19 protein-coding genes and 1 pseudogene are annotated in these 24,988 nt (G+C 58.3%); 5 read left to right on the top strand and 15 right to left on the bottom strand.

What is annotated here, in order from left to right; genetic code table 11:
- Positions 1–140: 140 nt before the first annotated feature.
- The 9 genes from sucD to sdhC form a co-directional block, all read right to left on the bottom strand.
- Entirely contained in the window at positions 141–1,022 is an 882-nt protein-coding gene (gene sucD, locus CPH89_RS20265; RefSeq protein WP_003172813.1) for a succinate--CoA ligase subunit alpha, read from the bottom strand.
- The gene (sucC, locus tag CPH89_RS20260) at positions 1,022–2,188 is read right to left on the bottom strand and encodes an ADP-forming succinate--CoA ligase subunit beta (RefSeq protein ID WP_053255233.1); all 1,167 of its coding nucleotides are present in this window, start codon (positions 2,186–2,188) and stop codon (positions 1,022–1,024) included. The genes sucD and sucC overlap by 1 nt, the downstream gene beginning before the upstream one ends.
- Before the next feature lie 202 nt (positions 2,189–2,390).
- Entirely contained in the window at positions 2,391–3,827 is a 1,437-nt protein-coding gene (gene lpdA / locus CPH89_RS20255; RefSeq protein WP_053255232.1) for a dihydrolipoyl dehydrogenase, read from the bottom strand.
- A gap of 101 nt (positions 3,828–3,928) precedes the next feature.
- Positions 3,929–5,152: a 2-oxoglutarate dehydrogenase complex dihydrolipoyllysine-residue succinyltransferase gene (gene odhB / locus CPH89_RS20250; RefSeq protein WP_053255231.1), complete on the bottom strand. Its 1,224-nt coding sequence runs from the start codon at positions 5,150–5,152 to the stop codon at positions 3,929–3,931.
- A 44-nt stretch (positions 5,153–5,196) separates the two neighbouring features.
- The gene (locus CPH89_RS20245) at positions 5,197–8,028 is read right to left on the bottom strand and encodes a 2-oxoglutarate dehydrogenase E1 component (RefSeq protein ID WP_053255230.1); all 2,832 of its coding nucleotides are present in this window, start codon (positions 8,026–8,028) and stop codon (positions 5,197–5,199) included.
- A 261-nt stretch (positions 8,029–8,289) separates the two neighbouring features.
- Positions 8,290–8,994 carry a succinate dehydrogenase iron-sulfur subunit gene (locus CPH89_RS20240; RefSeq protein WP_003172807.1) on the bottom strand — a complete coding sequence of 235 codons (705 nt, stop codon included), beginning with the start codon at positions 8,992–8,994 and terminating at the stop codon, positions 8,290–8,292.
- 11 nt (positions 8,995–9,005) lie between these two features.
- The gene (gene sdhA / locus CPH89_RS20235; protein ID WP_053255229.1) at positions 9,006–10,778 is read right to left on the bottom strand and encodes a succinate dehydrogenase flavoprotein subunit; all 1,773 of its coding nucleotides are present in this window, start codon (positions 10,776–10,778) and stop codon (positions 9,006–9,008) included.
- Positions 10,779–10,781: 3 nt separating this feature from the next.
- The gene (gene sdhD / locus CPH89_RS20230) at positions 10,782–11,150 is read right to left on the bottom strand and encodes a succinate dehydrogenase, hydrophobic membrane anchor protein (protein WP_003172805.1); all 369 of its coding nucleotides are present in this window, start codon (positions 11,148–11,150) and stop codon (positions 10,782–10,784) included.
- Entirely contained in the window at positions 11,144–11,518 is a 375-nt protein-coding gene (gene sdhC, locus CPH89_RS20225; protein ID WP_003172804.1) for a succinate dehydrogenase, cytochrome b556 subunit, read from the bottom strand. Before sdhC ends, sdhD begins: the two co-directional genes overlap by 7 nt.
- Positions 11,519–11,882: 364 nt before the next feature.
- On the opposite strand from sdhC, the gene gltA reads away from it, so the two are divergent.
- Positions 11,883–13,172 carry a citrate synthase gene (gene gltA, locus CPH89_RS20220; RefSeq protein WP_014717728.1) on the top strand — a complete coding sequence of 430 codons (1,290 nt, stop codon included), beginning with the start codon at positions 11,883–11,885 and terminating at the stop codon, positions 13,170–13,172.
- Positions 13,173–13,511: 339 nt separating this feature from the next.
- On the opposite strand, the gene CPH89_RS20215 is transcribed toward gltA, so the two are convergent.
- The 3 genes from CPH89_RS20215 to CPH89_RS20205 all read right to left on the bottom strand — a co-directional run bounded on the left by CPH89_RS20215 (position 13,512) and on the right by CPH89_RS20205 (position 16,548).
- Positions 13,512–15,170 (bottom strand): cation acetate symporter, encoded by a 1,659-nt coding sequence (locus CPH89_RS20215; RefSeq protein ID WP_053255228.1) that lies wholly within the window; start codon positions 15,168–15,170, stop codon positions 13,512–13,514.
- A complete protein-coding gene (locus CPH89_RS20210) occupies positions 15,167–15,478 on the bottom strand; it encodes a DUF485 domain-containing protein (RefSeq protein WP_053255227.1) in 312 nt (103 codons plus the stop codon). Before CPH89_RS20210 ends, CPH89_RS20215 begins: the two co-directional genes overlap by 4 nt.
- 218 nt (positions 15,479–15,696) lie before the next feature.
- The gene (locus CPH89_RS20205) at positions 15,697–16,548 is read right to left on the bottom strand and encodes a glycine betaine ABC transporter substrate-binding protein (RefSeq protein WP_024074296.1); all 852 of its coding nucleotides are present in this window, start codon (positions 16,546–16,548) and stop codon (positions 15,697–15,699) included.
- 332 nt (positions 16,549–16,880) lie between these two features.
- On the opposite strand from CPH89_RS20205, the gene CPH89_RS20200 reads away from it, so the two are divergent.
- Positions 16,881–18,434 (top strand): glycoside hydrolase family 17 protein, encoded by a 1,554-nt coding sequence (locus CPH89_RS20200; protein WP_053255362.1) that lies wholly within the window; start codon positions 16,881–16,883, stop codon positions 18,432–18,434.
- A gap of 112 nt (positions 18,435–18,546) precedes the next feature.
- On the opposite strand, the gene CPH89_RS20195 is transcribed toward CPH89_RS20200, so the two are convergent.
- Positions 18,547–18,915, bottom strand: coding sequence for a hypothetical protein (locus tag CPH89_RS20195; protein WP_053255226.1), 369 nt, complete (start codon positions 18,913–18,915; stop codon positions 18,547–18,549).
- Positions 18,916–19,151: 236 nt separating this feature from the next.
- Between CPH89_RS20195 and CPH89_RS20190 the strand changes: the two genes are divergently transcribed.
- The gene (locus CPH89_RS20190) at positions 19,152–20,450 is read left to right on the top strand and encodes a serine/threonine protein kinase (RefSeq protein WP_053255225.1); all 1,299 of its coding nucleotides are present in this window, start codon (positions 19,152–19,154) and stop codon (positions 20,448–20,450) included.
- The gene (locus CPH89_RS20185; RefSeq protein ID WP_053255224.1) at positions 20,443–21,231 is read left to right on the top strand and encodes an MlaA family lipoprotein; all 789 of its coding nucleotides are present in this window, start codon (positions 20,443–20,445) and stop codon (positions 21,229–21,231) included. The genes CPH89_RS20190 and CPH89_RS20185 overlap by 8 nt, the downstream gene beginning before the upstream one ends.
- 36 nt (positions 21,232–21,267) lie before the next feature.
- Here CPH89_RS20185 and CPH89_RS20180 read toward each other — a convergent pair whose 3' ends face one another.
- Complete coding sequence (locus CPH89_RS20180) at positions 21,268–23,259, bottom strand: FUSC family protein (protein ID WP_053255223.1); 1,992 nt, start codon at positions 23,257–23,259, stop codon at positions 21,268–21,270.
- Positions 23,260–23,776: 517 nt separating this feature from the next.
- On the opposite strand from CPH89_RS20180, the gene CPH89_RS20175 reads away from it, so the two are divergent.
- Positions 23,777–24,655 (top strand): hypothetical protein, encoded by an 879-nt coding sequence (locus CPH89_RS20175; RefSeq protein ID WP_162232019.1) that lies wholly within the window; start codon positions 23,777–23,779, stop codon positions 24,653–24,655.
- Between the two features lie 59 nt (positions 24,656–24,714).
- Here CPH89_RS20175 and CPH89_RS20170 read toward each other — a convergent pair.
- Positions 24,715–24,900: pseudogene (locus CPH89_RS20170) on the bottom strand (efflux transporter outer membrane subunit); the annotation flags it as partial.
- Positions 24,901–24,988: the final 88 nt, after the last annotated feature.

Genomic DNA, 24,988 nt, shown 5'->3' with positions numbered 1-24,988 from the left:
GTAACCCGCGTCGATGCTTTCGCAGGCAAGCCAGCTCCCACCTATGAACGGGGCATCCAATCTGATGAGCAATACCCAGAACGCACAAAGGCCACCCGAAGGTGGCCTTTGCCTGGTAAAGCGTCAGCTAAGCGCGAGGCTTACTTGACAGCCCAACCGGTCAGCTCAGCCAGGGCTTTGCCGATGTCTGCCAGCGAACGCACGGTTTTAACGCCTGCGTCCTGCAGCGCAGCGAATTTCTCGTCTGCAGTGCCTTTGCCGCCAGAGATGATTGCGCCAGCATGGCCCATGCGCTTGCCAGCAGGGGCAGTCACACCAGCGATGTAGGAAACAACCGGCTTGGTCACGTGTGCCTTGATGTAGGCAGCCGCTTCTTCTTCAGCCGAACCGCCGATCTCACCGATCATGACGATCGCTTCGGTCTTCGGGTCTTCCTGGAACAGTTTCAGGATGTCGATGAAGTTCGAGCCTGGGATCGGGTCACCACCGATGCCGACGCAAGTCGACTGGCCGAAACCGGCGTCAGTCGTTTGCTTAACAGCTTCGTAGGTCAGGGTGCCGGAACGGGAAACGATACCGACTTTACCTGGCAAGTGAATGTGACCTGGCATGATGCCGATCTTGCATTCGCCTGGAGTGATCACGCCTGGGCAGTTAGGGCCGATCAGGACTACGCCCAGCTCGTCGCACTTAACTTTAGCGTCCAGCATGTCCAGGGTAGGAATGCCTTCGGTGATGCAAACGATCAGCTTGATGCCGCCGAATGCCGCTTCCAGGATCGAGTCTTTGCAGAAAGGAGCTGGAACGTAGATAACGCTGGCGGTGGCGCCAGTGGCAGCTACAGCGTCTTTCACGGTGTTGAACACTGGCAGACCCAGGTGCTCGGTGCCGCCTTTGCCCGGAGTTACGCCGCCAACCATCTTGGTGCCATATTCGATGGCTTGCTGGGTGTGGAAACTACCTTGCGAACCGGTAATACCCTGGCAGATAACTTTGGTGTCTTTATTGATCAGGACGCTCATTATTTGCCCTCCGCAGCTTTGACAACTTGTTGAGCAGCGTCGGTCAGGCTGGTAGCCGCGATGATGTTCAAACCGCTTTCTGCCAGTACTTTAGCGCCCAGTTCAGCGTTGTTACCTTCAAGGCGAACAACAACCGGGATTTTAACGCCGACTTCTTTCACTGCACCGATGATGCCTTCGGCAATCATGTCGCAACGAACGATGCCGCCGAAGATGTTGACCAGTACTGCAGCGACGTTGGCGTCGGACAGAATGATCTTGAAGGCTTCGGTAACGCGTTCTTTGGTAGCACCGCCGCCCACGTCGAGGAAGTTGGCTGGTTTGCCGCCATGCAGGTTGACGATGTCCATGGTACCCATGGCCAGGCCAGCACCGTTGACCATGCAACCGATGTTACCTTCCAGGGCTACGTAGTTCAGTTCGAACTTGGCAGCGTGCGCTTCGCGCGGATCGTCTTGCGACGGATCGTGGAAAGTTTTCAGCTTAGGCTGACGGTACATGGCGTTGGCGTCGATGTTGATCTTGGCATCGAGGCAATGCAGATCGCCGTCAGCCTTGATCACCAGCGGGTTCACTTCCAGCAGGGCCAGATCGTGATCCTGGAACAGTTTGGCCAGACCCACGAAGATCTTGGCGAACTGGGCAACTTGCTTGCCTTCCAGACCCAGCTGGAAAGCCAGTTCACGACCCTGGAATGGCTGAGCGCCAACCAGTGGATCGATAGTGGCTTTCAGAATTTTTTCTGGCGTGTCGTGAGCGATCTTCTCGATGTCCACGCCACCTTCGGTGGAAGCCATGAACACGATGCGACGGCTCGAACGGTCAACGACAGCGCCCAGGTACAGCTCTTTAGCGATATCAGTGCACGATTCAACCAGGATCTTGGTGACTGGTTGGCCATTGGCATCAGTCTGGTAAGTCACCAGACGCTTGCCCAGCCACTGCTGTGCGAATGCCTTGGCGTCTTCTTTGCTGCGAACCAGCTTAACGCCGCCCGCTTTACCGCGACCACCAGCGTGGACCTGGGCTTTGACAACCCACTCGGTACCACCGATTTTGTCGCAAGCTTCTGCTGCTGCTTCCGGGGTGTCTACTGCGTAGCCCTGGGATACTGGCAGGCCGTATTCAGCGAACAGCTGCTTACCCTGATACTCGTGAAGATTCATGCTTTTTACCGTCTTCGTTAGGTACTGCGCATTCGGCGCTGCGCTCATTATGAGTGCCGCGCCACCTGTGACTGCTGCTTGCACAACTTGCAGGGCTCAAGGCCCGTAAAGCTGCGCAAGACTGCGTCCGGCGGACATTCCGCGGTGAGTCTTGCGCGCAAGGCTCACGACGGGCAACCGCCGTGGTTTCTTATTATCTCGCTTAGCGCTTCTTGCGGTTGGCGATGTGGATGGCGCCGCCATTCACTGCCAACGCTGCTTCGTGCAACGCTTCGGACAGGGTTGGATGGGAGAAGACCATCATGCCCAGGTCCTCGGCACTGGTGCCGAATTCCATACCGATCGCGCCTTGCTGAACCAGTTCTGCAGCGCTCGGGCCAATCACGTGGACGCCCAATACGCGGTCAGTCTTGGCATCAGCGATGACTTTGACAAAACCACCGGTGTCGTTGGCTGCCATGGCACGGCCAGAAGCGGCAAACGGGAAGGTGCCGACGTTAACTTCAACGCCTTCAGCTTTCAACTGCTGTTCGTTCTTGCCGACCCATGCAATTTCCGGGTGGGTGTAGATAACCGATGGGATCAGGTCGTAGTTCATCTGGGTTTTGTGGCCCTTGATGCGCTCGACAACCATGATGCCTTCTTCGGAAGCCTTGTGCGCCAGCATCATGCCGCGAACCACGTCACCGATGGCGTACACGCCTGGAACGGTGGTAGCGCAGTGATCGTCAACGTGGATGAAACCACGCTCGTCGATGTTCACGCCACTGTCGGAAGCCAGCAGGTCAGCGGTCACTGGACGGCGACCAACGGCAACGATCAGCTTGTCGAAAGTGATGGTCTGTTCGCCATCCTTGTCGGTGTAGGTCACGACAACTTCTTCGCCATTAACCTTCGAGCCGGTCACGCGAGCGCCCAACTTGATGTCCAGACCTTGTTTGGTCAGGGTTTTGTAGGCTTCTTTGGACACCGCCGTGTCGGCAGCCAGCAGGAACGTGTCCAGGGCTTCCAGAACGGTCACTTCGGCACCCAGACGCGACCATACCGAACCCAGTTCCAGACCGATTACGCCAGCGCCGATCACACCCAGACGCTTGGGAACCGCTTGGAATTCCAGGGCGCCGGTCGAATCAACGATCACGTTGTTGTCAACTGGAGCAGGTGGAATGTCGATTGGGCGCGAGCCTGGAGCCAGGATCACGTTTTCGGCTTCGATGACTTCTACCGAGCCGTCTGGCTTGGTGATTTCAACTTTCTTGCCGGCCAGCAGTTTGCCGTGGCCTTGCAGGGAAGTCACACCGTTGGCCTTGAACAAGGTGGCAACGCCGGAAGTCAGGCCTTTAACGATGTTGGCTTTACGGCCGACCATTGCTGGCACGTCCATGGTCACGCCAGCGTGGTTGATGCCGTGGATCGCGAAGCCGTCTTGGGCTTCGTGGAATTTCCAGGAGCTGTCCAGCAGCGCCTTGGAAGGAATGCAACCAACGTTCAGGCAAGTACCGCCCAGCGCCAGCTTGCCTTCCTTGTCGGTGTATTTTTCGATGCAAGCAGTCGAGAGGCCCAGTTGTGCGGCCTTGATGGCGGCAACGTAGCCGCCAGGACCTGCACCAATCACTACAACGTCAAATTTCTGCGACATGAAAATAGTTCCTCTATTTAGCAGCAAGCTTTCAAGCCGCAGGCCTCAAGCCCGGCTGCCTTATCCGGCAGCCTGTCACTTGAGGCCTGCAGCTGCTTCTATCAGATATCCAGCAGCAGACGAGCCGGGTCTTCCAGCAGGTTCTTGATGGTCACCAGGAAAGTCACGGCTTCTTTACCATCGATCAGGCGGTGATCGTAAGACAGTGCCAGGTACATCATTGGGCGGATCACGACTTGGCCGTTGATGGCCATCGGACGCTGGATGATGTTGTGCATGCCCAGGATCGCAGCTTGTGGCGGGTTGACGATCGGGGTCGACATCATCGAACCGAAGGTACCACCGTTGGTGATGGTGAAGGTACCACCGGTCATCTCGTCGATGGTCAGCTTGCCGTCACGGGCTTTCTTGCCGAAGCCAGCGATGCCGCCTTCGATTTCAGCCAGGCTCATCAGCTCGGCGTTACGCAGAACCGGCACCACCAGGCCACGGTCGCTGGACACGGCAACGCCGACGTCGGCATAGCCGTGGTAAACGATGTCGCCGCCGTCGATGGAAGCGTTGACTGCCGGGAAGCGTTTCAGCGCTTCGGTGGCCGCTTTCACGAAGAACGACATGAAGCCCAGGCGCACGCCATTGTGGGACTTCTCGAACAGGTCCTTGTACTTCGAACGCAGGGCCATGACTTCAGTCATGTCGACTTCGTTGAACGTGGTCAGCATCGCCATGTTCGACTGTGCTTCAACCAGACGTTTGGCCACGGTGGCACGTACACGCGTCATCGGTACGCGCTTCTCGGTGCGGTCGCCCGCAGCGAACACAGGCGCAGCGGCAGCTGGCGCAGCCGCCTTGGCAGGTGCGGCGGCCGGAGCGTTTTTCTTGGCTTCAACAGCAGCAACCACGTCTTCCTTGGTCACACGGCCATCTTTGCCAGTGCCTTTGATGGACGCCAGGTTGATGCCATTTTCTTCAGCCAGCTGACGGGCAGCCGGGGCAGCGATTGGATCTTCGCCAGCAGCGGCCGGGGCAGCAGCTGGAGCGGAAGCAGCAGCCGGTGCAGCAGCGGCCGGTGCAGGTGCAGCGGCGCTGCCCTCTTCGATCGAGCCCAGAACCTGGTTCGACAGAACGGTAGCGCCTTCTTCGGCAACGATTGCGCCCAGTACGCCGTCAGCTTCAGCCAACACTTCCAGTACGACTTTGTCAGTCTCGATGTCGACGATCAGGTCGTCACGCTTGACGGCCTCACCTGGTTTCTTGTGCCAGGTGGCAACGGTGCCATCGGCAACCGATTCCGGGAATGACGGGGCTTTGATTTCGATAGCCATTATCTGTGGGTCCTTAAAATTCGGTTTCAGTCAGCGCGAAGGCGTTAAACAGTGAAAGCATCTTGCAGCAGTTTTTCCTGCTGCTCGGCGTGCATCGACGCATAACCACACGCAGGTGCAGCAGAAGCGTCACGACCGGCGTACTCCAGGCCCAGGGCCTTGTTGTGGTTACCGATGCTGCGACGCAAGTGATGCTGGCTGCTGTACCACGCGCCCTGGTTCATCGGTTCTTCCTGACACCACACCACATGGGTGAGGTTGGTGTAAGGCGCGATGGCCTCCATCAGGTCGTCTTCCGGGAACGGGTAAAGCTGCTCGATACGCACGATGGCGATGTCTTCGCGGCCTTCGGCACGGCGTTTTTCCAGCAAGTCGTAGTAAACCTTGCCGCTGCACAGGATCAGGCGAGTGACCTTGGCTGCGTCCAGGGTGTCGATTTCTGGAATAACGGTCTGGAACGAACCGTCGGCCAGATCTTCCAGGGTCGAGATGGCCAATTTGTGACGCAACAGCGATTTCGGAGTCAGCACTACCAGCGGCTTGCGCAGCGGGCGGATCACCTGACGACGCAGCAAGTGGTAGATCTGGGCCGGGGTAGTCGGCACGCACACCTGGATGTTGTGCTCGGCGCACAGCTGCAGGTAACGCTCCAGACGGGCCGAAGAGTGCTCCGGACCCTGACCTTCATAACCGTGTGGCAGCAGCATGGTCAGACCGCACAGACGGCCCCACTTGTGCTCACCGCTGGTGATGAACTGGTCAATAACTACCTGGGCACCGTTGGCGAAGTCGCCGAACTGGGCTTCCCAGATCACCAGCGCCTGAGGCGTGGTGGTGGAGTAACCGTATTCGAACGCCAGTACGGCTTCTTCGGACAGGAACGAATCGAACAGGTCGAAACGTGGCTGGCCTTCGTAAAGGTGTTGCAGCGGAATGTAAGTGCCCGCGTCTTTCTGGTTGTGCAATACCGCGTGACGGTGCGAGAACGTACCACGGCCGATGTCCTGGCCGGTCATGCGGATCGGGTGACCTTCGAACGCCAGGGTCGCGTACGCCATGGTTTCGGCGTAACCCCAGTTGATCGGCAGGCCGCCGGCTTGCATCTTCTGACGGTCTTCGTAGATCTTCGCAACCTGGCGCTGCACAACGAAGCCTTCTGGAATTTCCAGCAGCTTGGCAGACAGTTCCTGCAAGGTTTTCAGATCGAACGAGGTGTCGTGACGCGCAGTCCAGGCGTGGCCCAGGTACGGACGCCAGTCAACGAACAGTTCTTTGTTCGGCTCTTTAACCAGGCTTTTTACGACATGCAGACCATTGTCCAGCGCGTTGCGGTATTCATCGACTTTCGCTTGAACACGCGCATCGTCAATCACGCCCGCCTTGGTCAGGCTTTCGGCGTACAGCTCACGGGTGGTGCGCTGCTTGGCGATTTGCTGGTACATCAACGGCTGGGTGCCGCTCGGCTCATCCGCTTCGTTGTGACCGCGACGGCGGTAGCAAACCAGGTCGATCACCACGTCACGCTTGAACTGCATGCGGTAGTCGATAGCGAGCTGGGTCACGAACAACACGGCTTCCGGATCATCACCATTCACATGGAGGATCGGCGCCTGGATCATCTTGGCAACGTCGGTGGCGTACTCGGTAGAGCGCGCGTCCAGCGGGTTGCTGATGGTGAAGCCAACCTGGTTGTTGATGACGATGTGAACCGTACCGCCCGTCTTGAAGCCGCGAGTCTGCGACATCTGGAACGTTTCCAGCACCACGCCTTGACCGGCGAATGCCGCGTCACCGTGGATGGAAATCGGCAGGACCTTTTCACCGGTGGCATCGTTACGACGATCCTGGCGAGCACGGACCGAACCCTCGACCACTGGAGAAACGATTTCCAGGTGGGATGGGTTGAAGGCCATGGCCAGGTGAACTTCACCGCCGGTGGTCATCACGTTGGACGAGAAGCCCTGGTGGTATTTAACGTCACCGGAACCCAGCTCGACCTTCTTCTTGCCTTCGAACTCGTCGAACAGCTCGCGCGGGTTCTTGCCGAAGGTGTTGACCAACACGTTCAGGCGACCACGGTGAGCCATGCCGATCACGACTTCCTTGGTGCCATAGGAACCGGAACGCTGGATCAGCTCGTCAAGCATCGGAATCAGGCTCTCGCCGCCTTCCAGGCCAAAACGCTTGGTGCCCGGGTATTTGGTACCCAGGTATTTCTCGAGACCTTCAGCTGCGGTCACGCGCTCGAGCAAGTGGCTGCGTACGTCGGCGGACAGCACCGGACGGCCACGCACACCTTCCAGACGATGCTGGAACCAGTGGCGTTGCTCGGAATCGGTGATATGCGTGAACTCAGCGCCAATGGTGCGGCAATATGTCTGCTGCAACGCTTCGTGAATTTCGCGTAGGCTCGCCTCCTCTTTGCCGATGAACAGGTCGCCGGCACGGAAGGTCGTATCAAGATCGGCATTGGTCAAGCCGTAATGATTGATCGACAGGTCAGCAGGTGCAGGACGCTGCCAGAGCCCCAGCGGGTCAAGCTGGGCCGCCTGGTGGCCACGCATCCGGTAAGCCTGGATCAGTCGCAATACTTCAACTTGCTTCTTCTCATGCTCGCTGCTCACGCTCCCGGCGGAAACCGGCTGAGCGCGGCGCTGGTTCTTTGCCAGCAGCACAAACTGATCGCGAATTGTTGCGTGCGATACATCGGTGGCAGCGTTGCCGTCTGAAGACAACGTCTGAAATTTGGTGCGCCATTCTTCTGGCACAGCGTTAGGGTCGTGCAGGTAGAGCTCATAAAGCTCTTCCACATAGGCAGCGTTACCACCTGAAAGATAGCCGCTGTTCCACATGCGCTGCATCACGCTTTCTTGCATGCTTGGTCACCCTCGATTTGGGGACACCACCGGCGGAAACACCGAGTTTGCTTGCAAAAGGCCAAGTGCAGCGACCAAAACAAGCCACTTAGGATCACGCTGATAGTTCGGGTACCAACCCGAATGCCCCTGCTTGTCTCATTTCTTCAAAATAAGAGCCGCGGCTTTGTAAGTCGCTGCTCAAGTTAAAACTACGGCGCCGGTTGAAGCCTGCGCCGCAGCATTTACGGGCACAACGGTCCTGCTTTATTACAACGTCAGTTACACGCCGCTTTGCAGCAGCATGTTACGGATGTGACCAATGGCCTTAGTCGGGTTCAGGCCTTTAGGACATACGTTGACGCAGTTCATGATCCCGCGGCAGCGGAATACGCTGAACGGGTCATCCAGCGAAGCCAGACGCTCGGACGTCTTGGTGTCACGGCTGTCTGCCAGGAAGCGGTACGCTTGCAGCAGAGCGGCTGGACCCAGGAACTTGTCCGGGTTCCACCAGAAGGACGGGCAAGAAGTCGAGCAGCAAGCGCACAGGATGCACTCGTACAGACCGTCGAGCTTTTCACGTTCTTCAGGGGACTGCAGACGTTCGATGGCCGGAGCCGGCGTGTCGTTCTGCAGGAACGGCTTAACTTTCTCGTATTGCTTGTAGAAGATGCTCATATCGACGACCAGGTCACGGATAACCGGCAAACCTGGCAGAGGACGAACGATCAGCTTGTTGCCTTTGACGACGGCGGACAGCGGCGTGATGCACGCCAGGCCGTTTTTGCCGTTGATGTTCATGCCGTCGGAACCGCACACACCTTCACGGCAAGAGCGACGATAGGAGAAACCTTCGTCCTGCTCTTTGATCAGTGCCAATACATCCAGCACCATCAGGTCTTTACCACCGGTATCGACCTGGAATTCCTGCATGAACGGCGCAGCGTCCTGATCAGGGTTGTAGCGATAAACACTGACTTTCAACATGGCAGCCACCCTTAGTAAGTCCGAATCTTCGGTTCAAAGGTCGGAACTGTCTTCGGCGAGAAGTTCACGGCACGTTTGGTTACGCGCTTGTCACCCGGGAAGTACAGGGTGTGGCACAACCAGTTTTCGTCGTCGCGATCTTCAAAGTCTTCACGCGCGTGAGCACCACGGGATTCTTTACGAACCTCGGCGGCGATCGCAGTCGCTTCAGCCACTTCCAACAGGTTTTGCAGCTCAAGGGCTTCGATACGAGCGGTGTTGAACGCCTGGCTCTTATCGTTGATCTTGACGTTGGCGATACGCTTGCGCAGATCGGCCAACTGGGCGATACCCTTCTGCATGTATTCGCCAGTACGGAATACACCGAAGTAGTTCTGCATGCAGTTTTGCAGCTCGCGACGCAGGGTAGCGACGTCTTCGCCATCGGTACGCTCGTTCAGAGCGTTCAGGCGCGCCAGAGCGGCCTCGATATTGGCGTCGGTAGCGTCATCGTATTCGATACCGTCGGTCAGGGCTTTTTCCAGGTGCAGGCCGGCCGCGCGGCCGAACACCACCAGGTCGAGCAGCGAGTTGCCGCCCAGACGGTTGGCACCGTGAACCGATACGCAAGCCACTTCGCCTACCGCGAACAGGCCATGAATGATCTCGTCCACGCCTTCAGCGTTCTGAGTGATCGCCTGGCCATGAATGTTGGTCGGAACACCGCCCATCATATAGTGGCAAGTCGGAACAACCGGAACCGGAGCAACCACCGGGTCAACGTGAGCAAAAGTCTTGGACAGCTCACAGATACCTGGCAGGCGGCTGTGCAGTACTTCTTCGCCGAGGTGATCGAGCTTCAGCAGTACGTGGTCGCCATTCGGGCCACAGCCATTGCCGGCGATGATTTCTTTAACCATCGAACGAGCAACAACGTCACGACCGGCAAGGTCTTTCGCGTTCGGCGCATAACGCTCCATGAAACGCTCGCCGTGCTTGTTGATCAGGTAACCACCTTCACCACGGCAACCTTCGGTAACCAGTACGCCCGCGCCGGCGATACCGGTCGGGTGGAACTGCCACATTTCGATGTCTTGTACCGGCACGCCCGCACGCAGTGCCATGCCGACGCCGTCACCGGTGTTGATCAGGGCATTGGTGGTCGAAGCGTAGATACGACCTGCACCGCCAGTCGCCAGAACAGTAGCCTTGGCGCGGATGTAGGTGGTTTCACCGGTTTCGATGCAGATGGCGATCACGCCGACGAATGCGCCGTCAGCGTTCTTCACCAGATCCACGGCGTAGTATTCGTTCAGGAACGTGGTGCCGGCTTTCAGGTTGCCCTGATAAAGCGTGTGCAGCAGCGCGTGACCGGTACGGTCGGACGCGGCGCAGGTACGGGCAGCCTGGCCGCCTTTACCGTAATCCTTCGACTGGCCGCCGAATGGACGCTGGTAGATACGACCTTGCTCGGTACGCGAGAACGGCAAACCCATGTGGTCCAGCTCGAACACGGCAGCCGGGCCTTCCTGACACATGTATTCGATAGCGTCCTGGTCACCGATGTAGTCGGAACCCTTGACGGTATCGTACATGTGCCAGCGCCAGTCATCGTTCGGATCGGCAGAGGCGATGGCGCAGGTGATGCCACCCTGGGCCGAAACGGTGTGCGAACGCGTCGGGAACACCTTGGTGATCACGGCAGTCTTGTGACCACCCTGAGCCAGCTGGAGCGCTGCGCGCATGCCAGCACCGCCGCCACCAATGATGATGGCGTCGAAGGAAATAGTTGGAATGTTAGCCATGACTCAGATACCCCAAAGAATCTGCACACCCCAGACGAAGTAAGCGAACATCGCGACGCCGCATACTGCCTGGAAGAGGAAACGTACTGCAGTCGCGGACTTGCCCAGCGCCATCGGCGTCAGGTAGTCAGTCGCGATGGTCCACATGCCGACCCAGGCGTGAGCGCCCAGGGCTACAAGTGCCAGCAGACTGAAGATTCGCATCGCATTGTGGGAAAACAGGCCGTGCCATTGCTCATAGCCAATGCCCGGGTTTGCGACGAGGTATCCGATCAGGAAAATGAAATAAGCCGCTAGAACGACCGCAGACACACGCTGCGCCATCCAGTCATAGAGGCCTGAACGCGATAGGTTCGTAACGCTGGTTACCATATCCAAACTCCTGCCAGAACGATCAGCACCACGGAAATGGCGATGATGATTTTCGAGCCCAGGCGGCCGCCTTCCAGCGTCTCACCGATGCCCATATCCATGATCAAGTGGCGCACGCCGGCTACCAGATGATAAAGCAGAGCGGACAGGAGGCCCCATGCTACGAACTTGGCCAGCGGGCTGGTCAAGCATGCCTTCACCTCGGCGTATCCTTCCTCGGAACCCAGGGATTTGCTCAATGCATAAAGCATGATGCCCAAGCCCAGGAACAGGATGATGCCGGAAACACGGTGCAGGAACGACGTAACGCCGGTGATGGGGAGTTTGATGGTCCTTAGGTCTAGGTTTACAGGTCGTTGGCTATTCACGGCTTTTTTTCACACTGAAGAGCCCCTAACAATCAGGGCAAAGTTGTTGGGGAGTGCACTGGTCAGGTAAGCACCACCCAGGGAGTGCGACCCCCAATGAAAGCAAGCCCAAAAGCCCTTGGCGGTCGGTGGCCGAGTATAGACAGTTAGGCTACTAATGACAACGCGCACACCTCACCCTAATAGCTGATTGCGCTGGCGGGATAAAAGGCGTAAATGGCAGTCAATTTCGACGAAAAAGTACGGTTAAAGCCTTCTGGAGCAAGACTTTAGGCAAATTGACATCTGAATTTATCTCACTATAGTGGTGCGGGCCCTGCGTGGGGGGTCTGTCTGATGATTTGAAGCATAAATAGGAGGCCACATGGCTGACAAAAAAGCGCAGTTGATCATCGAGGGCGCAGCCCCCGTCGAGCTGCCCATTTTAACCGGCACCGTTGGTCCCGATGTTATCGACGTACGGGGCCTGACGGCCACGGGCCGTTTCACTTTCGACCCAGGCTTCATGTCGACCGCCTCTTGCGAGTCGAAGATCACCTATATCGACGGCGACAATGGCATTCTGCTGCACCGGGGCTACCCGATCGAGCAACTGGCTGAGAAGTCGGACTACCTGGAAACCTGCTACCTGCTGCTAAATGGCGAACTGCCAACAGCCGAGCAAAAAGCCCAGTTCGTCAGCACCGTGAAGAACCACACCATGGTTCACGAGCAGTTGAAGACCTTCTTCAACGGCTTCCGTCGCGACGCCCACCCGATGGCCGTCATGTGCGGCGTGGTCGGCGCCCTGTCGGCCTTCTATCACGACTCCCTGGACATCAATAACCCGCAGCATCGCGAAATTTCCGCGATCCGTCTGGTTGCCAAGATGCCGACCCTGGCCGCAATGGTTTACAAGTACTCCATGGGCCAGCCCATGATGTACCCGCGCAACGACCTGACGTACGCGGAAAACTTCCTGCACATGATGTTCAACACCCCGTGCGAGATCAAACCGATCAGCCCGGTGCTGGCCAAGGCAATGGACCGGATCTTCATCCTCCACGCCGACCACGAGCAGAACGCCTCCACCTCTACCGTACGTCTGGCCGGCTCTTCGGGTGCCAACCCGTTCGCCTGTATCGCCGCCGGTATCGCCGCACTGTGGGGCCCTGCCCACGGCGGTGCGAACGAAGCCGTATTGACCATGCTCGATGAAATCGGCGATGTCTCGAACATCGACACGTTCATCGCCAAGGCCAAGGACAAGAACGATCCGTTCAAGCTGATGGGCTTCGGTCACCGCGTCTACAAGAACCGCGACCCACGCGCCACCGTAATGAAGCAGACCTGCGACGAAGTGTTGAAGGAACTGGGCATCAAGAACGATCCGCAACTCGAACTGGCCATGCGCCTGGAAGAGATCGCCCTGACCGACCCGTACTTCATCGAACGCTCGCTGTACCCGAACGTCGACTTCTACTCGGGGATCATCCTCAAGGCGATCGGCATTCCAACCAGCATGTTCACCGTGATCTTCGCCCTGGCGCGGACCGTGGGCTGGATCTCCCACTGGAAAGAAATGCTCTCCAGCCCGTACAAGATTGGCCGTCCGCGCCAGCTGTACACCGGCTACGAGTCGCGTGACATCACCAAGCTGGAAGATCGCAAGTAAGCCGTCAGCCGCTTAGTTGCACCGAATAAGGCCTCCTCTGGAGGCCTTATTTGTTTGCGGCAGACGATAACCCGCTACACGCCCGCTGTGGTGGCCTGCGGGCCCGTTGTGGCGAGCAGGCTTGCCCCGTGCTCGGCCGCAGAGCAGCGCCACTGGCGGCCTCAACACAGCGTCCTGTGCCCAGACGCCAGCCTTGATCACTTGCCGACGCTCACCCAGCGAAAGCCGCTTTTATTGATGCGGAATTTAAGAAACAGTTTTGTCGTATCCAGCACCAATAAAAGCCAAAAAAAAACCCCGATCTCACGACCGGGGTATTTTTTTGTAACCGTTACACCCTTAGTGGTTAACCGCCCCACTCGCCCCCAGACCCGTTTGCGAACGCACAAACTGCGGGAAGTACAGCGCACGCTCCTTCTCTGCCGCCGCCGACTTGTCGGTGATGGAGAAGAACCAGATACCGATGAACGCAATGATCATCGAGAACAGCGCCGGGTATTCGTACGGGAAGATGGCTTTTTCGTGGTGCAGGATCGAGACCCAGATGGTCGGGCCAAGGATCATCAGGCCTACGGCACTGATCAAGCCCAGCCAGCCGCCAATCATCGCGCCACGGGTGGTGAGGTTTTTCCAGTACATGGAAAGCAGCAGCACCGGGAAGTTACAGCTGGCAGCAATGGAGAACGCCAGGCCGACCATGAACGCAATGTTCTGGCTTTCGAACAGGATACCCAGGCCGATGGCCAGCACCGCCAGGGCGATGGTGGTGATCTTCGACACGCGAATCTCGTCCTTTTCGTTGGCCTTGCCTTTCTTGATCACGCTGGCATACAGGTCATGGGACACCGCCGAAGCACCCGCCAGGGTCAAGCCAGCAACCACCGCCAGGATGGTGGCAAACGCCACGGCCGAGATGAAGCCCAGGAAGATACTGCCGCCCACCGCGTTGGCCAGGTGCACCGCCGCCATGTTGTTACCGCCCAGCAAGGCGCCTGCCGCATCCTTGAACGCCGGGTTGGTGCTGACCAGCAGGATCGCGCCGAAGCCGATGATAAAGGTCAGGATGTAGAAGTAGCCGATGAAACCGGTGGCATACAGCACGCTCTTACGCGCTTCTTTAGCATCGCTTACGGTGAAGAAGCGCATCAGGATGTGCGGCAGGCCGGCGGTGCCGAACATCAGTGCCAGGCCCAGGGAGAATGCAGAGATCGGGTCTTTCACCAGGCCGCCAGGGCTCATGATCGCTTCACCTTTAGGGTGAACCTTGATCGCCTCGGAAAACAGCATGTTGAAGTCGAAGTTGACGTGCTTCATCACCATCAGCGCCATGAACGAGGCACCGGACAGCAGCAGGACCGCCTTGATGATCTGCACCCACGTGGTCGCCAGCATGCCGCCGAACAGCACGTACATGCACATCAGGATGCCTACCAGGATCACCGCCACATGGTAATCCAGGCCGAACAGCAACTGGATCAGCTTGCCCGCCCCAACCATCTGCGCGATCAGGTAGAACGCCACCACCACCAGCGAGCCACAGGCCGACAGGCTGCGGATCTGGGTTTGCCCCAGGCGATAGGACGCTACGTCAGCAAAGGTGTACTTGCCCAGGTTACGCAGGCGCTCGGCGATCAGGAACAGAATGATCGGCCAGCCCACCAGGAAGCCGATCGAATAGATCAGGCCGTCGTAGCCAGAGGTGAATACCAGCGCGGAAATCCCCAGGAAGGACGCCGCCGACATGTAGTCGCCAGCAATCGCCAGGCCGTTCTGGAAACCGGTGATCTTGCCGCCGGCCGCGTAGTAGTCGGCCGCCGATTTGTTGCGCTTGGACGCCCAGTAGGTGATGCACAACGTCGCGCCGACGAAGGCCACGAACATCAGGATTGCTGCAACGTTCAGCGGTTGTTTGTGCACTTCACCGGTCAATGCGTCCGCCGCCCAAACGGCAGGCGCGAAGACCGAAGCACCGAGTACAGCCAATAGACGACGGATCATTGCGCAGCCTCCTTGAGAATCGCATTGTTCAGGTCGTCAAATTCGCCGTTGGCGCGTCGTACGTAAATCGCAGTCAGGACAAAGGCCGAAACAATCAGCCCGACCCCAATCGGGATTCCCCAGGTGATGGACGAACCGGGGCTGAGCTTGGCCCCCAGTATTTGCGGCCCATAGGCAATCAGAAGAATGAAACCGGAGTACAGCCCGAGCATGATCGCCGAGAGAATCCAGGCGAACCTTTCCCTTTTTCTCACCAGCTCCTTGAAACGCGGGCTGTTTTGAATCGAGAGGTAAATGCTGTCGTTCATTGTTTTTATCCTCGCAGCACAGCTTTTTTATTATTGGAACGTATCCACTGTATGCGGCTGCAGAACAGGTTCCAGACGACCTTAGTATTAGAACGACATGAGTGATCGCGCCAACTTTGAACTGATTAAAGTGACAGCTTTTCTCGCGAAAACGACAAAGCCCGCCTGACGAAAACGCCAGGCGGGCTTCAAAGGTGCTATTTAGACGCTTCGAGGCGTTATTTACCGATCCACTCGGCGACACGCTCTGGGTGCTTGGCAACCCAATCCTTGGCCGCCGCATCAGGTTTGGCGCCCTCTTGAATCGCGAGCATGACCTCGCCGATTTCATCCTTGGAGGCCCACTGGAATTTCTTCAGGAAGGCCGCGACTTCCGGCGCTTTCTTCTCCAGGCCCTTGCTGCCGATGCTGTTGACGGTTTCCGCAGCACCATAAATCCCTTTTGGATCGTCCAGGAAACGCAGTTTCCACTTGGCGAACATCCAGTGTGGTACCCAACCGGTCACCGCAATGGATTCCTGCTTGTCTTCGGCACGGGTCAGCTCGGCGATCATCGCAGCGCCCGAACTGGCTTGCAGTTTGTAGTCCAGGCCATAGGCCTTGATGGCTTCATCGGTCTTGAGCATGACGCCTGAACCGGCATCAATACCGACGATCTTGTTCTTGAAGGTGGTATCGGTCTTGAGGTCTTCGATGGACTTGGCCTTGACGTACTCCGGCACGATCAAGCCAATTTTTGCATCCTTGAAGTTAGGGCCGTAGTCGACCACCTTGTCCTTGTTCTTGGCCCAGTATTCACCGTGGGTCACGGGCAGCCAGGCGGAAAGCATGGCGTCGAGTTTGCCGGTGGCCACGCCCTGCCACATGATCCCGGTGGCAACCGCCTGCAGTTTCACGTCATAACCGAGCTTTTCCTTGATCACCTCTGCCGCCACGTGAGTGGTGGCAACGCTGTCGGACCAGCCGTCTACATAGCCGATGCTCAGGGTTTTGCTGTCGGCGCTGGCCAGTGTGGAGCCCATCGCAACTACCAGAGTGGCAGCTGCGCCCAAGAGTCGTCGCATCTTCATCGTACTTCCCCGAAAGTGCTGCGCCCGACGGATGCCGAGCGACGTCAACCTGTTGTTATGTGGTGCACCGCGCCCCCTTCACGCGCATCGATCCGGCGGCTCAGACATCAGTGGAGTGCTGACACTTCGATCATCAACCTGCCGGGGTCTTGAACCTGCTCTGGCTGCGACCTCAGGTAAGCAAGAAACGACATCACATCGCCAGCAGCACGATTTGTAGAATATGGCGCCAAAATCCCGCCCGAACTTTGCATGTCTAAATTATGCCGCCCCACTGGAACGGGCCAAATCCGGGTAAGATGCGCGCCTTTGCTCCCCCAGATAAGCCGACCATGCCCGCGACTGCCCGCTTCCCTGCCCTGCCCTATTTTTTCGCCTTGATCCTCGGCGTGTTTGCCCTTGTCGGCTATTGGTACGGCCTCGGCCGTCCGGTGGTGTTGCCGGACGTGGCCAGCGCCAGCCACAAAATGCAATGTGCGTCCTATACACCCTTCGACAAAGACCAATCACCGTTCGACCAGCCGTTCAAGCTGCGTCCCGAGCGCATGGACGCCGACCTGGCCTTGCTGGCCACCCGTTTCGAGTGCATTCGCACCTACTCCATGACCGGTTTGGAAGCCCTGCCGGGCATGGCGCGCGAGCATGGGTTGAAGTTAATGGCCGGTGCCTGGGTCAGCAGTGACCCGGTTGCCACCGAAAAAGAAATCGACGAGTTGATCGCGGCGGCCAACGCCAACCCTGACGTGGTCACCGCGGTCATCGTCGGCAACGAAGCCCTGCTGCGTAAGGAAGTCACCGCCAAGCAACTGGTGACGCTGATCCACAAAGTCAAAAGTCAGATCAAACAGCCGGTCACCTATGCCGATGTCTGGGAGTTCTGGCTGCAACACCCGGAAATCGCCCCGGCCGTGGATTTCCTGACCATTCACCTGCTGCCGTACTGGGAGGATGACCCGTCCGGCATCGACCAGGCGCTCAAGCACGTGGGGGATGTACGCCAGACCTTCGGCAACAAGTTCGCGCCCAAAGACGTGCTGATCGGCGAGACCGGCTGGCCCAGCGAAGGTCGCCAGCGCGAAACCGCGGTGCCGAGCCGGGTCAACGAAGCCAAATTCATGCGTGGTTTTGTCGCCATGGCCGAGGCCAACGGTTGGCGCTACAACCTGATCGAAGCCTTTGACCAGCCGTGGAAGCGAGCCAGTGAAGGGGCGGTCGGCGGCTATTGGGGACTGTTTGATGCTGATCGCCAGGACAAGGGCATCCTCGCCGGGCCGGTGAGCAACGTGCCGTACTGGCCGCTGTGGCTGGGCGTGGGCGGGATTATCCTGCTGGGCACCTTGGCCCTCGGCGGCCGCGTTCGCAGCACGCGCGCAGCGCTCATGCTGCCACTGCTCGGAGCGGTCGCCGCCTGCTCAATCGGCACCTGGGCCGAACTGACCCGCGTAACCGCACGCTTCAACGATGAATGGGTGTGGGCAGGCTTGCTGGTCGTGCTGAACCTGCTGGTGCTGGCCCATGCTGCGCTGGCCCTGAGTGCGCGGGAAGGTTGGCGCGAACGGGCATTCAACTGGCTGGAGCAACGCGCAGGCTGGCTGGTGGCAATCGCCGGCTTCGCCGGCGCGGTGATGATGCTCGCACTGGTGTTTGACCCGCGCTATCGCAGCTTCCCGAGTGCGGCACTGGTGTTGCCGGCCCTGGTGTATCTGGTTCGCCCGGTCACCGGGCCACGCCGGGAGATCGCGCTGCTGGCCTTCATTATCGGTGCCGGCATTGCGCCGCAGCTCTATCGCGAAGGGCTGCTGAACCAGCAGGCGTGGGGTTGGGCGGTGGTCAGCGTGATGATGGTTGGAGCGTTGTGGCGTTGCCTGCGGGTGCGTAGGGCTTAAGACCGCTATCGCAGCGTTGCGACGATTCGACAAGCCAGCGCCCACATTTGACCGAGTGCATCCCTGGAATGCGCTCTAATGTGGGAGCTGGCTTGCCTGCGATGAGGCCCTGTCAGGCAACGCGAGGTTTCCTGACCAACCGCAACCCGGCAATCACCACCGCAAACACCGCAAACGTGGTGTTGTACAACGCCAACGCCGGCAAGCCGAACATCATTGCCAACACTGCCAACCCCCACCCTGCTCGACCCGGCACGAAAAACGCCAGCACCGACGTGATCAACGCCGCCCAGCCCAGCACCTTGAAGTGAATCATCAACCCCAGGTTCGAACGCAACTGGCATTCCCAGCGACTGGCCTCATCAACGCAGATACCCACCCACTGGCCATCCTCCATAAAACCGTAGCGTGCGCCATAACTGGCAGCCAACCATAACGGCAGGGCAATAAGCAGCAGGATCAGTGGCAAACGACGGGACATGGGGTACTCCGATAGGCAAAAACGGCGCTCAGCTTAATGCGCCGGCAGCCGTTAGCAAGGCGCATACACACAATTAGTGTCCATCAATGCATGGCAACGTGTATCTTCTGGCTGCTATTACCCCGATTCCGACGTTTTTTTCCGACATTTCGTGCCGAAGGCTGGCACTTCGGTGGCAACGCGGTGGTCATAGCCTGCGAACTTCATTCAGCACGTTTCCTCTTAGGGATTAAGTCATGCTCCGTTCCTTGCGCTGCGCTGCCTTACTCGGCAGCCTTTTTTTGAGTGCGTCAGCACTGGCCGTCGACATCGACCAGGCCAGCTATGGCTTCCCTTTGACGAACCCGTTCGAAGCGACCATTGCCACCACCCCGCCTGACCTTCGGCCCAAATTGCCGTCCAACGACGAGATCAACCAGTCGGATTACACCCTGAACATGCGCCCCGAGCGCGAGTTCAGCCTGCCGGACAATTTCTGGGCGGTGAAGAAACTCACCTACCGCATCGCCAAACAAGACCGTGCCGCGCCGTTGATCTTCCTGATCGCGGGCACCGGTGCGCGATTTGACAGCAGCATCAACGAATACCTGAAAAAGCTGTATTACCAGGCTGGTTACCACGTAGTGCAGTTGTCGTCGCCCACCAGCTTCGACTTCATCAGTGCCGCCTCGCGCTTCGCCACTCCGGGTATCACCCAGGAAGACGCCGAAGACATGTACCGCGTGATGCAAGCCGTGCGCGCGCAAAACGCCTCGCTGCCGGTCACCGACTTCTACCTCACCGGCTACAGCCTGGGCGCCCTGGATGCTGCGTTTGTCAGCAAGCTGGACGAGACCCGCCGCAGCTTCAACTTCAAGAAAGTGCTGCTGCTCAACCCGCCGGTCAACCTCTACACCTCGATCACCAACCTCGACAAGCTGGTACAGACCGAGGTCAAGGGCATCAACAACACCACCACCTTCTATGAGCTGGTACTGGCCAAGCTGACCCGCTACTTCCAGCAAAAAGGCTACATCGACCTTAATGACGCCCTGCTCTACGACTTCCAGAACTCCAAGCAGCACCTGACCAACGAACAGATGGCGATGCTGATCGGCACCTCGTTCCGTTTCTCGGCGGCCGACATTGCGTTTACCTCGGACCTGATCAACCGCCGTGGCCTGATCATTCCGCCCAAATACCCGATCACCGAAGGCACCAGCCTCACGCCGTTCCTCAAGCGTGCGCTGCAGTGCGACTTTGACTGCTACCTCACCGAACAAGTGATCCCGATGTGGCGCGCGCGCTCCGATGGCGGCAGCCTGCTGCAACTGGTCGACCAGGTCAGCCTCTATGCGCTTAAGGACTACCTGCACAACAGCCCGAAAATCGCGGTGATGCACAATGCCGACGACGTGATTCTCGGCCCTGGCGACCTCGGTTTCCTGCGTAAAACCTTCGGCGATCGCTTGACCGTCTACCCGTTGGGCGGCCACTGCGGCAACCTCAATTACCGCGTCAACGCCGACGCCATGCTGGAGTTCTTCCGTGGCTAAATATCTTCTGCTGCTCGCCGCCCTGATGTGCGCGGGCGTCGCCAATGCCGACAACAGCAAGGCCCACGAACCGGTCAAGGTTGACGCCGACGGCTTCAAGGAGCCGCTGACCAAGCTCAAGTTCAACCCGGGCCTGGACCAGCGCGAGTTCGAGCGTTCGTCGCTCACTGCGCTCAATGTCTACGACCCGTTGGAGTCGTGGAACCGCCGCGTGTACCACTTCAACTACCGCTTCGACCAATGGGTATTCCTGCCGGTGGTCAATGGCTACACCTACGTCACCCCAAGTTTCCTGCGTACCGGCGTGAGCAATTTCTTCAACAACCTGGGCGACGTGCCCAACCTGTTGAACAGCCTGCTGCAACTCAAGGGCCACCGCTCCCTGGAAACCACCGGGCGTCTGCTGCTCAACACCACCATCGGCGTCGCCGGCCTGTGGGACCCGGCTACCGCCATGGGCCTGCCACGCCAGAGCGAAGACTTCGGCCAGACCCTGGGCTTCTACGGCGTGCCCGGCGGCGCGTACCTGGTACTGCCGATCTTCGGCCCCTCGAACCTGCGCGACACCACCGGCCTGATCGTCGACTACAGCGCAGAAACCGAGGTCAACTTCCTCAACGTGTCCAAGGTCAGCGAAAACCACCCGGAAATCTGGGCCTTGCGCGCCGTCGACAAGCGCTACCAGACCAGCTTCCGCTACGGTCAAATGAACTCGCCGTTCGAGTATGAAAAGGTGCGCTACATCTACACCGAATCGCGCAAGTTGCAGATCGCCGAGTAACACTCGTTGCAGGAGCTGGCTTGCCAGCTCCTGCAATCAGACACCCCGCTGACACCACGTCTGCCAGGTAAACCGCAACTGCAGCAGCGCCGCCCTGGCCATTTGCCGATCCAGCTCCGCCAACACCGACGACCGCTCAAGCACGTCCAACAGCGCAGTGCTTGGCGCATCCAGCAGCGCTGCCTGATCCACGCCAGGCCCACCCTGCTTGAGCACAACCGCCCACTGCCGCAGATAATCATCGCGCACACTGGCCAACGCGCCTTGGCTGCTCGATAAACTCGCGCGCAACTCCAGCAACTCATCGCCCAAGTCCAGCCCCAGCAGGCCGTTATCCCAATGGGTACGACGCTCGGCAGGCAACGTGTCGCTATAACGCGACAACCGAATCAGGCGGTCCGCCATACGCCCGCCAAACCAGCTTTCGGCCTGCTCCAAGGGGCGCGACGTCAACTGCGCCAGGTCAAACAATGAGGCCGTGAACATCCGCCGATAATGGCGCTCACCCGGGTTGAGCGGGATCAGGCGAAACACCACCACGGCAATACCGACACCCACCAGCGTGGCGATAGCTTTGTTGAGGAAGGCGGCGATGTCGTACGTCATCAGGTTGCTCGGCCCGACGTTATTGACGAAGAAGATGCAGAACGCCGAAGCGCTGGCCGCCAGGTTTGCCCGGCTCATGCACAGCGAGGCAAAAAATAGCGGTACGCCCAAGGCCATGCACAGCAACGGGAAACCATCAAACCCAGGCAGCAAAGCAAACCGTACACACCCGGCCACCGGAATCGACAGCGCGATGCCTTTGAGAAAATTCAGGCTTGAGGCGGAGGGATTTTCCCGCGCAGCAAACAGGCTCAATACCACACCGCTGATCGACACCGCGCCCAGCCCCGAAGGCCATGCGGTAAACATCCAGAATGCCGCAACGGCCAGGAAGGCTAATGCACTGCGCACTCCACCGAGTACACCCTGCTCGATATCCCGATGCCAGGACAGTGCCCCCGGTGCACCCGGTGGCACCCTGCCCGTCTCGACAGCCGCCAGGGTCAGCGCCCCCACGTTCACCAACCGCAGGACCTGGGCCAATTGCATCAGGCAAAAGTTCGCCTCGGGGCTCAGACGTGGATCGGCAAGCGCCAAAGTAAGGCGACGTGAGAGCTCAGGCAGCGCCTCGTGCCGCTCTTGTCGCAAGGTGGCGGCCACGTCTTCCACCCATGTCGTAACAAAGGACGCGTCGTCCAGCATCATCCGTTGCCGCGCCACACCCCGTGCCGCACGTAACAACCCAAGCACATCCCGACTGAGCACCCGCAACGCCTGAGAGCGCCGCCGTCCCTTGGGGCCTTCAAACCAGGCATGGTCGCGCTGGGCGTCCACCGCGACCAAGCGGCCCAACGCCTCCAGCAAGCCCTTGCGCTGATCCGTTCCCTGCAGCTCCGAGGCCGCGGCGCGCATTCCCGCCTGCCAGGCGGCGCGCCCTTGAACCGCCAGGGTCTGCTCAACCCGGCGCGGCCATAAAATCGTGCTGGCGATAGACGCGCAGAGAATCCCCAGGCTGATTTCCTGACAGCGCGCCACTGCCTCATCGAACACGCCCAGCGGCGCGGCGGTCGCCGGCAAGGCAATAATCGCCGTGGTGTAGCCCGCCAGCACAAACCCATAGGCGGCGTGATTGCGCAGCAGCGACGCCCCCGTCGTACACAACGCCAGCCATAACGCCATGCACAGCAGGAACAGCAACGGCGCCTGACCGCAAACCCCGATCATCACGAGCGAAGCCACGGCGCCGACAAACGTGCCCAGCAACCGATAGGCGCCCTTGGCCAGGACCATGCCGCTGGTCGATTGGCCAACGATAAACACCGTGGTCAACGCCCATTGCGGCTGCTGCAGGTCGAAGCAAAAGGCCAGATACAACGCGACCCCGCCGGCGATGATGTTGCGCGACGCAAACAGCAGATCGACCCGCGAGGGCACCAGGGTGGCTTGCCAGAAATCCGGGAGTTGAAACGTGAAAGGCTTCATTCAGCGAACACATAGATAGCTAGCTAATGATTAGCATCGTATCTATATTCACGCACATTGCCAATCGCACGTTGCTGGGCGTTTGATTTTGATTTCGAACACGACCACTCGTCGTATCCTCCAGGCGTCGGCCGACGGCGCTGCCTGATCGTAAGGCTTCGACGGCAGGAAAGCTGCCATCAAAAACCCTGTAAAAGCCATCACTTAGCCATACCCCGTAATCAACGGTGATGGCCGTCAAAAAACAGCCTCTAAAGGCTGACTCCTAAACGCTATAACTGTTCGGGCCAAGCAAGCGAATTGGTTGAGTGTGTTCATTGCCAATACCCGGCATTAAACCTATAACTCCCCTACCTCTTTTTCAGGGGCAATACCTCGAATAACCGAGGCACTAAAACATTGATTTAAACAACCAAGCCGGTTTCACCCGTGGTGAACTTTTGCGACCCTGACGGACCGCCGTCCGTGATTGAATCGCGCCAACAGTTAGTGACTGCTTTCATAAGGAAATGACCAAATGAAAACACTTAGTGCAATGCCCGCCCACGTCAAAGACGTCCGCTTATTCTCCGAACAGCTGCAAGAAGCGCATAGCTTCTTTGGTGATACAGCCCTCAAGGACATTCAACTTAAGGACGCCGACAACCCCTACGCCGATACCGACGGGCTCATTGAGTTCATTATCGGCAACGAGTTGATCGAAGATCCGGAGGTCATGAAAAAGATCAGCGAGCTGAAAAAATACTTGATCGGCATGACCTCTGTCGTCACCAATTATGTTCAGCGCAAAGCCGAAGCCGAGGGGGAGCAGTACAAAACCGACGTAGCGCTCTGGAGCCTGGCGCTGTCAAAACTCCCGCTGATGGGCCCGAGCAAAATCGATGAGCAATCCTATTCGCGGCATATCCGTGGGGTCAGCATTGCCGCCGACTTCGTCAACTTCATATTGGATATCGTCGCCTCACAAGGCACCAGTGCCCTGAAGAGTTTTGAGAAGTTTATGGCCAAGCAGGGAGACGCCTTGCGTTTCGGCGTCGAAAACAACAAAGACTTCTATAAAACCATTACCGTGGGTGTTTCCGTCGAAGTGTTCAAAGTCGGCGCCAATATCGTCTATATTCCAAAAATCAAACAGTACCGTGTCAACTTTGATAGAAACAACTCGAAATTTTCATCCGCCTGCGCCAGCGCCGAGTTTGTCGACATCAACTTCTCTTACAAATACGGTGCCAACGTCTTTGACTACGAGGCCCTTGAAGACCCTGCGGTTAAAAAAGACTTCGATGAGTTTCTGCGTAAACAACGCAAATCCCAAATTGAAGAAGCATCAACGTTCTTCGATGATGATTTCCCGGTAAAAAAACCAACCTCTACACTTGCCAGTAAAGCTGGCTAGTTACGGTGCAACACCGCCACGGCCAATGAAGGCAAGACTTTCATTGGCCGTCTTATTCATTACTGCACAGCTTGCCATCCCCCGCCCAGGCTCTGGATCAACGCCACACTCCCCTGACTCAACTGCCCTTGGGTATCGCGCCAATTCTGCTCTGCCTGCAACAACACCCGCTGTTGGGTCAGCACTGTCTCCCGGCTGACCGTCCCCGCACGCAACTGCGCCTCCTGACGCCCAAACAGCGGCTGAAATACGTTCAGCATCAACACAGACAAAGTCAGCTGCAACCCCCAATGTACAAGGGTGCGGCGAGATTCTTGAGCGCTGCGCAAGGCC

It is taken from the genome of Pseudomonas fluorescens, from assembly GCF_900215245.1.
Classification (GTDB): domain Bacteria; phylum Pseudomonadota; class Gammaproteobacteria; order Pseudomonadales; family Pseudomonadaceae; genus Aquipseudomonas; species Aquipseudomonas fluorescens.
This window is presented reverse-complemented; position numbering and strand designations above follow the sequence as displayed.